The 7621-nt window shown below is 70.2% G+C and carries 8 protein-coding genes; 1 reads left to right on the forward strand and 7 read right to left on the reverse strand.

Annotated features, from left to right (window positions below):
• Nucleotides 1-60: 60 nt before the first annotated feature.
• The 7 genes from sufU to ACZ6NZ_RS31790 form a co-directional block, all read right to left on the reverse strand.
• A complete protein-coding gene (gene sufU, locus ACZ6NZ_RS31760; protein ID WP_366613490.1) occupies nucleotides 61-534 on the reverse strand; it encodes a Fe-S cluster assembly sulfur transfer protein SufU in 474 nt (157 codons plus the stop codon).
• Nucleotides 534-1838 (reverse strand): cysteine desulfurase, encoded by a 1305-nt coding sequence (locus tag ACZ6NZ_RS31765; protein WP_366613488.1) that lies wholly within the window; start codon nucleotides 1836-1838, stop codon nucleotides 534-536. The genes sufU and ACZ6NZ_RS31765 overlap by 1 nt, the downstream gene beginning before the upstream one ends.
• A 20-nt stretch (nucleotides 1839-1858) precedes the next feature.
• Nucleotides 1859-2632 (reverse strand): Fe-S cluster assembly ATPase SufC, encoded by a 774-nt coding sequence (gene sufC / locus ACZ6NZ_RS31770; protein WP_007462702.1) that lies wholly within the window; start codon nucleotides 2630-2632, stop codon nucleotides 1859-1861.
• The gene (locus tag ACZ6NZ_RS31775) at nucleotides 2632-2958 is read right to left on the reverse strand and encodes a non-heme iron oxygenase ferredoxin subunit (RefSeq protein WP_366613486.1); all 327 of its coding nucleotides are present in this window, start codon (nucleotides 2956-2958) and stop codon (nucleotides 2632-2634) included. Before ACZ6NZ_RS31775 ends, sufC begins: the two co-directional genes overlap by 1 nt.
• Entirely contained in the window at nucleotides 2958-4103 is a 1146-nt protein-coding gene (gene sufD, locus ACZ6NZ_RS31780) for a Fe-S cluster assembly protein SufD (RefSeq protein WP_465861532.1), read from the reverse strand. The genes ACZ6NZ_RS31775 and sufD overlap by 1 nt, the downstream gene beginning before the upstream one ends.
• 97 nt (nucleotides 4104-4200) lie before the next feature.
• Complete coding sequence (gene sufB, locus ACZ6NZ_RS31785) at nucleotides 4201-5631, reverse strand: Fe-S cluster assembly protein SufB (RefSeq protein WP_366613482.1); 1431 nt, start codon at nucleotides 5629-5631, stop codon at nucleotides 4201-4203.
• Entirely contained in the window at nucleotides 5628-6428 is an 801-nt protein-coding gene (locus ACZ6NZ_RS31790) for a helix-turn-helix transcriptional regulator (RefSeq protein WP_465861534.1), read from the reverse strand. Before ACZ6NZ_RS31790 ends, sufB begins: the two co-directional genes overlap by 4 nt.
• A gap of 98 nt (nucleotides 6429-6526) precedes the next feature.
• Between ACZ6NZ_RS31790 and ACZ6NZ_RS31795 the strand changes: the two genes are divergently transcribed.
• The gene (locus ACZ6NZ_RS31795; protein WP_465861535.1) at nucleotides 6527-7492 is read left to right on the forward strand and encodes a COX15/CtaA family protein; all 966 of its coding nucleotides are present in this window, start codon (nucleotides 6527-6529) and stop codon (nucleotides 7490-7492) included.
• Nucleotides 7493-7621: the final 129 nt, after the last annotated feature.

Consider the following 7621-nt stretch of genomic DNA (forward strand, 5'->3'; position numbering starts at 1 on the left):
CTCCGCTTCGCTGCGTGATGCCGCGAGGCACCACTGTGTCATTCGCTCGCTGACGCTCGCTCACGCCTTCACCTCCGGGCTCGTGCCCACACCGGCGCGTGCCGCGGCGTCCTTGAACGCCATCCACGGCAGCAGCGCGCACTTGACCCGGGCGGGGTAACGGGCCACACCCGCGAAAGCAACCCCGTCACCGAGCACGTCCTCGTCCGGCGTGACCTGGCCACGTCCGGACATCAACTCCACGAACGCCTCGTGCACCTCGAATGCTTCCCCGGCGCCCCGACCACGCAGCAACTCGTGCAGCACACTCGCCGACGCCTGACTGATCGAGCAGCCCATCCCGTCGTACGAGATGTCGTGCAGCACAGTGCCGTCGGTGGCCACCCGGACGGTGACCTCGTCACCACAGGTGGGGTTGACGTGGTGCGCCTCCGCGACCTGGTCGCCCGGGTCGTCGGCATCGCGCAGGCCACGCCCGTGCGGGCGCTTGTAGTGGTCCAGGATGATCTCCTGGTAGAGCTGGTCGAGCTGCATCAGTCGAACACCTTCCGTACCTGCTCCAGACCGGCCACCAGAGCGTCGATCTCCTCGGTGGTGGTGTAGAGGTAGAACGAGGCCCGGGTCATGGCCGGGACGCCGAACCGGCTGCACACCGGCTTGGCACAGTGGTGACCCACCCGCACCTGAACGCCGAGGGAGTCGAGCACCTGACCCACGTCGTGCGGGTGCACGTCACCGAGCGCGAACGAGATGGTGCCGCCCCGGCCCACCGGCACGCTCGGGCCGAAGATCCGCAGGTCCGGCACCGAGCCGAAGGCGTCCAGCGCGTACGCCGTCAGCTCCTTCTCGTGCCACTGGATGGCCCGCATCCCGACGCCGGTCAGGTAGTCCACCGCCGCGCCCAACGCGACCGCCTCGGCGATCGGCGGGGTGCCGGCCTCGAACCGGGCCGGCGGGGCGGCGAACGTCGAGCGGCCCATGGTGACCGTCTCGATCATCGAGCCGCCACCCATCACCGGCGGCATGGCCGCCAGCAGCTCGGCCCGGCCCCAGAGCACACCGATGCCGGTCGGGCCGCACATCTTGTGGCCGGTGAACACGATGTAGTCGGCGTCCAGGTCGACCACATCGAGGGGCAGGTGCGGCGCCGACTGCGAGCAGTCCAGCAGCAGCAGCGCGCCCACCTCGCGGACCCGGGCGGTGATCCGGGAGGTCGCGTTGACAGTGCCCAGGATGTTCGACACGTGCACCAACGAGACGATCTTCGTCCGTTCGGTGACCAGGTCCTCCAGGCCGGACTCGTCCAGCCGGCCCTGGTCGGTGACCGGGAACCACCGCAGCGTCGCGCCGGTCCGCTCACAGAGCAGCTGCCACGGAACGATGTTCGAGTGGTGCTCCATCTCGGAGATCACCACCTCGTCACCCGGGCCCAGCCGGAAACGACTGTCGGCGTCCGCGCGCAGCGAGGCGTTCGAGAAGGCGTACGCCACGATGTTGATCGCCTCGGTGGAGTTCTTGGTGAACACCACCTCGTCGACGCTCGGCGCGTTGATGAACGCGGCGACCTTCGCCCGCGCCCCCTCGTACGCCTCGGTGGCCTCGGTGCCCAGGGTGTGCACCGACCGCGACACGTTCGCGTTGTGCCGCGCGTAGTGCTCGTCGAGCACGTCGAGCACCTGGCGCGGTTTGTGAGAGGTGTTGGCGCTGTCGAGGTAGACCAGCGGGTGCCCGTTGATCTCCCGGTCCAGGATCGGGAAATCGGCGCGCACCCGGGCCACGTCGAAACGCGGCACGTCGTCGTACTGCGGCATCCCCTCGGGGATCGCGATGCTGGTCATCTCGGCAGCGCCTCTTCCGCTCAGGCCTTGGCCGTGCCGGCCCCGGCGGCGTACCGCTCGTAGCCCTCGGCCTCAAGCTTGTCGGCCAGCTCCGGGCCGCCCTGCTCGACGATCCGGCCGGCAACGAAGACGTGCACGAAGTCCGGCTTGATGTAGCGCAGGATCCGCGTGTAGTGGGTGATCAGCAGCACGCCGGTGTCGCCGGTGTCGCGGACCCGGTTGACGCCCTCGCTGACCACGCGCAGCGCGTCCACGTCGAGGCCGGAGTCGGTCTCGTCGAGGATCGCGATCTTCGGCTTGAGCAGCTCCAGCTGGACGATCTCGTGCCGCTTCTTCTCACCACCGGAGAAGCCCTCGTTGACGTTGCGCTGGGCGAACGCCGGGTCCATCTGGAGGCGCTCCATCGCGCCGCGCAGCTCGCCGCCCCAGGTGCGCAGCTTCGGCGCCTCGCCGTCGATGGCGGTCTTCGCGGTCCGCAGGAAGTTCGCCACCGAGACGCCGGGCACCTCGACCGGGTACTGCATGGCCAGGAAGAGGCCGGCGCGGGCGCGCTCGTCGACGGTCATGGCCAGCACGTCCTCGCCGTCGAGGGTCACCGTGCCGCCGGTGATCTCGTACTTGGGGTGGCCGGCGATCGAGTACGCCAGGGTGGACTTGCCGGAACCGTTCGGGCCCATGATCGCGTGGGTCTCGCCCGACTTCACGGTCAGGTCGACGCCGGCCAGGATCGGCTTGAGCTCACCCTCGGGCAGCTTGACCGACACCTTCAGGTCGCGGATCTCCAGGGTGCTCATTATCGGGTCACTCCATTACTCGGCGTCAGGCTGAGGTAGATGTCGCCGTCGCGGACTTCGACGGGGTAGACGGGGACGGGTTCGGTGGCGGGCAGGCCGGTCGGCTCGCCGGTGCGCAGGTCGAAGCGCGAGCCGTGCAACCAGCACTCGAGCGTGCAGCCGTCGACCTCGCCCTCGGAGAGCGCGACGGCGGCGTGCGAGCACTCGTCGTACGCGGCGTAGAAGGTGCCGTCCTCGCCGTGCACCAGGGCGATCGGCGTGCCGTCGACGTCCGCGCGGATCGCGGTGCCCTTCGGCACGTCCTCGGTGGAGCAGAGCCGGATCATCAAGCGCCGGCCTTGGTCAGCCGGGCCTCGATGGCGTCACCGAGGCTCTCCCGCAGCGACTCCACCGGGATCTTGTTGATCAGCTCGGCGAAGAAGCCACGGACCACCAGCCGGCGGGCCTCACTCTCCGGGATGCCCCGGGCCATCAGGTAGAACAGCTGCTCGTCGTCGAAGCGGCCGGTCGCGCTGGCGTGACCGGCGCCGGCGATCTCGCCGGTCTCGATCTCCAGATTGGGTACGGAGTCCGCGCGCGCGCCGTCGGTGAGCAGCAGGTTCCGGTTGATCTCGTACGTGTCGGTGCCGGTCGCCTCGGCCTGGATGAGCACGTCGCCCACCCAGACGGTGTGCGCGCTCTCGCCCTGCAGAGCGCCCCGGTAGCCGACGTAGCTGCGGCAGTCCGGCACATTGTGGTCGACCAGCTGCCGGTGCTCCAGGTGCTGGCCGGAGTCGGCGAAGTAGACGCCGTACAGCTCGGCCTCGCCCCCGCGCCCGGTGTATTCCACGCTGGTGAACTGCCGGACCAGGTCGCCGCCCAGGGAGACCTGGATGTGGATGACCTTGGCGTCCCGACCCAGCTTGATCTTCAGGTGCTGGGCCTGGACCGCGTCGTCGGCCCAGTCGGCGACCGTGACCAGCGTCAGCTTCGCGCCATCGGCCACGGCGACCTCGACGTTGTCGGCCAGGGTGGCCGACCCGACGTGCTCCAGCACCACTGTCGCCTCGGCGAACCGGCCCACCTCGACGAAGGTGTGACCGAACGCCGGCTGCTCGACACCCTCGCCGACCACCCGCAGCCGTACCGCCTCGCCGAGCACCACGTCGGGGTCCACCCGCAGCAGCAGTGCGTCCGCGGCGGCACCGTGAGCCAACGCGCTGACCCGGTCGACCGGGATCAGCACGCTGCCGATGCGCTCGTCGTCACGGCCGACCCGGGTGATGGCGACGCCCTCGGGCAGGTCACCGTACTCGTGTCGGACCGCGCCGGTCGCGGCCGGCGCGTCGCCGGTGAGGCCGCGCAGGCGCTTGAGCGGGGTGAAGCGCCACTCCTCCTCCAGGCCGCTGAGGGCCGGGAAGTCGGCGACGTCGTACGAGCGCAGCGCCTGCGACTTGGTGCTGGGCGGCGGCGCGGAAGCCTGGGTAGTCATGTCTTCCTTGGTCTGTCATGAATCGGAGGGTCGAAGCGGGCTGGACCGGACCCGGCGTACCGGGTCCGGGTCCGGCCATGGCCGGGCGGAGGCGGCGTCAGCCGACCGCGCCCTCCATCTGAAGCTCGATCAGGCGGTTGAGCTCCAGGGCGTACTCCATCGGAAGTTCCTTGGCGATCGGCTCGATGAAGCCGCGCACGATCATCGCCATCGCCTCGTCCTCGCTCAGGCCCCGGCTCATCAGGTAGAAGAGCTGGTCATCACTGATCTTGGAGACGGTCGCCTCGTGCCCCATCGACACGTCGTCCTCACGGATGTCGACGTACGGGTAGGTGTCCGAGCGGGAGATCGTGTCGACGAGCAGGGCGTCGCACTTCACCGTGCTCCGGCTGTGGTGCGAACCCTCCAGCACCTGCACCAGACCCCGGTACGAGGTGCGGCCGCCGCCACGGGCGATCGACTTCGACACGATGGTCGAGGAGGTGTGCGGCGCGGCGTGCACCATCTTGGCGCCGGCGTCCTGGTGCTGGCCCTCGCCGGCCATCGCCACCGAGAGCACCTCGCCCTTGGCGTGCTCGCCGGTCATGTAGACCGCCGGGTACTTCATGGTCACCTTGGAACCGATGTTGCCGTCGACCCACTCCATGGTCGCGCCCTCGTGGCAGACGGCGCGCTTGGTGACCAGGTTGTAGACGTTGTTCGACCAGTTCTGGATGGTCGTGTAGCGGCACCGCGCGTTCTTCTTGACGATGATCTCCACGACCGCGCTGTGCAGCGAGTCGGAGGAGTAGAGCGGGGCGGTGCAGCCCTCGACGTAGTGCACGTACGCGCCCTCGTCGACGATGATCAGCGTCCGCTCGAACTGGCCCATGTTCTCCGTGTTGATCCGGAAGTAGGCCTGCAGCGGGATCTCGACGTGCACACCCTTCGGCACGTAGATGAACGAGCCACCGGACCACACCGAGGTGTTCAGCGCGGCGAACTTGTTGTCGCCGACCGGGATCACGGTGCCGAAGTACTCCTTGAAGACGTCCTCGTGCTCGCGCAGCGCCGTGTCGGTGTCCAGGAAGAGGACGCCCTGCTCCTCAAGGTCCTCGCGGATCTTGTGGTAGACGACCTCCGACTCGTACTGCGCCGCGACACCGGCGACCAGCCGCTGCTTCTCCGCCTCCGGGATGCCCAGCCGGTCGTAGGTGTTCTTGATGTCCTCGGGCAGGTCCTCCCAGCTGGTGGCCTGCTTCTCGGTCGACCGGACGAAGTACTTGATGTTGTCGAAGTCGATCCCGGTGAGGTCCGCGCCCCAGGCCGGCATCGGCTTACGACCGAACAGCCGCAGGCCCTTCAGCCGCAGGTCGAGCATCCACTCCGGCTCGCCCTTCTTGGCCGAGATGTCCCGCACCACCGCCTCGTTGATGCCGCGCTGGGCGGCAGCCCCGGCGGCGTCCGGGTCGGACCAGCCGTACTCGTACCGGCCCAGGGCGGCGAGCTGCTCTTCCTGGGTCAGGGGCTGGACGATCTGCTCGGTCATCTATCTGTCCTCACAGTGGTTACGGGATTACCGGATTGAGCGCGGCCCGGCTGGGCCGGGATGTGCGTGGTGCACACCCCGTCGCCGTGCGCGATGGTGGCCAGACGCTGCACGTGGGTGCCGACCAGACGGGAGATGACCGCGGTCTCGGCCTCGCACAGCTGTGGAAACTCGGCGGCCACGTGCGCCACCGGGCAGTGGTGCTGACAGAGCTGGCCGCCAGAGGCGATCGTGGTCGCATTGGCAGCGTAACCCTCGCCGGTGAGCGCTGCGGCAAGTGCCTCGGCTCGGGCGAGAGGGTCGTCGCCCGCATCCTCCATGGCCGTCCGACAGCGGGACTCGAGAGCGGACACCTGCTCGGTGGCGAACGCCTCCACCGCGTCCGGACCGCCGCTGCGGGCGATCCAGCGCAACGCCGCGGTGGCCATGTTGTCGTAGTGGTGTGTGCCACAGCGGACCCGGGCGGCCTCGGTCAGCAGGAACACCTTCGCCGGGCGACCCCGACCGCGGCTGCCCTGCACGGGCTGCTCGCGGGCGTAGACGTCACCGTCGGCAAGCATCGCGTCGAGGTGTCGGCGGATCGCCGCCGGGCTGAGCCCGAGCGCCGCGCCGAGCTGCGCGGCGGTGGTGGCACCCTGCTCCAACAGCAACTGGGTGACCCGATCCCGGGTGGAGACCTCGGCCGCCGCCGGCCCGGCGGGGCCGACCGGAGTGGTCACGGCAGGCGCGGACGCGGACGCACCGGCGGCCGGCACGGCCGTCGGCTGGTGCCCGGAGAGCGCCGCCGCGTTTTTCACAACGCCAACGTTACGTAATTACCCGGAGCGTCGCAAACCCGGGCCCCGGTGATCCGAACCACCGCACTGACGGAGTCGGACGAACCTCGATCACTACGGTGCGTAGGATTTGCGCCGTGAACCGAATCGTCCGTCCGGTCTCCGGCATCCTGCTGCGCCGCCTCGCGCTCGCCTCGATCATCGCGAACGTGGGCATCGTCGTCACCGGCGGGGCCGTCCGACTGACCGCCTCGGGCCTCGGCTGCCCCACCTGGCCCCGATGCACGGACGATTCCTACGTCACCACGCCGGAGATGGGCGTGTACGGCGTCATCGAGTTCGGCAACCGGATGCTGACCTTCGCGGTCGGTCTGATCGCGCTGGCCACCGTACTGGCCGTACTGCTGCACCGGCCCCGCCGACCCGGGCTCCTGGCCCTGGCCGTGGCGGTCTTCCTGGGCATTCCCGCCCAGGCGGTGATCGGTGGCATCACCGTGCTGACCAACCTCAACCCGTGGGTGGTCGGGCTGCACTTCCTCGCCTCGATGGCCGTGATCGCCGCGGCGTACGCCCTCTGGCGACGCATCGGCGACCCCGACGGCCCGACCGAGGCCGTGGTGCCCGCACCGCTGCGCGCGCTGGCCCGGATCACCACCGGCGTCACCGTCGCCGTGCTGGTCGTCGGCACCTGGGTCACCGGCAGCGGCCCGCACGCCGGCGACCATGGCGCCGCCCGCAACGGGCTCGACCCGGAGACGATCTCCCAGGTGCACGCGGACGGGGTCTTCCTGCTGATCGGCCTCTCGGTGGCGCTGATCTTCGCGTTCCGCGCCGTCGGCGCGCAGCGGGCCACCCGCGCCGCGGTCATCCTGGTCGCCGTGGAGTTGGGCCAGGGCCTGATCGGCTTCGTGCAGTACTTCACCCACGTCCCGGCGCTCCTGGTCGGCGCACACATGCTCGGCTCCTGCCTGGTGCTGCTGGCCGCGCTGTCGGTCCAGTGGTCCACCCGGGAACGCCACCCGGTCGCGCCGGCCCCCCAGGCCATTCCGACCGACGCCGCCACCCCGGTACCAGTCACCGCCTAACGCCTTCGCGCCTCGAGCCTCGCGCCTCGCGCCTCGCGCCCCGCGCCCCGCGCCCCGCGCCCCGCGCCCCGCGCCCCGCGCCCCGCGCCCCGCGCCCCGCGCCCCGCGCCCCGCGCCCCGCGCCCCGCG

Source organism: Micromonospora sp. NPDC047756 (genome assembly GCF_055587245.1).

Bases quoted from the DNA above. Each gene is read 5' to 3' on its own strand.
- sufU (WP_366613490.1), bottom strand. From the start codon at position 534: ATGCAGCTCGACCAGCTCTACCAGGAGATCATCCTGGACCACTACAAG.
- ACZ6NZ_RS31765 (WP_366613488.1), bottom strand. From the start codon at position 1,838: ATGACCAGCATCGCGATCCCCGAGGGGATGCCGCAGTACGACGACGTG.
- sufC (WP_007462702.1), bottom strand. From the start codon at position 2,632: ATGAGCACCCTGGAGATCCGCGACCTGAAGGTGTCGGTCAAGCTGCCC.
- ACZ6NZ_RS31775 (WP_366613486.1), bottom strand. From the start codon at position 2,958: ATGATCCGGCTCTGCTCCACCGAGGACGTGCCGAAGGGCACCGCGATC.
- sufD (WP_465861532.1), bottom strand. From the start codon at position 4,103: ATGACTACCCAGGCTTCCGCGCCGCCGCCCAGCACCAAGTCGCAGGCG.
- sufB (WP_366613482.1), bottom strand. From the start codon at position 5,631: ATGACCGAGCAGATCGTCCAGCCCCTGACCCAGGAAGAGCAGCTCGCC.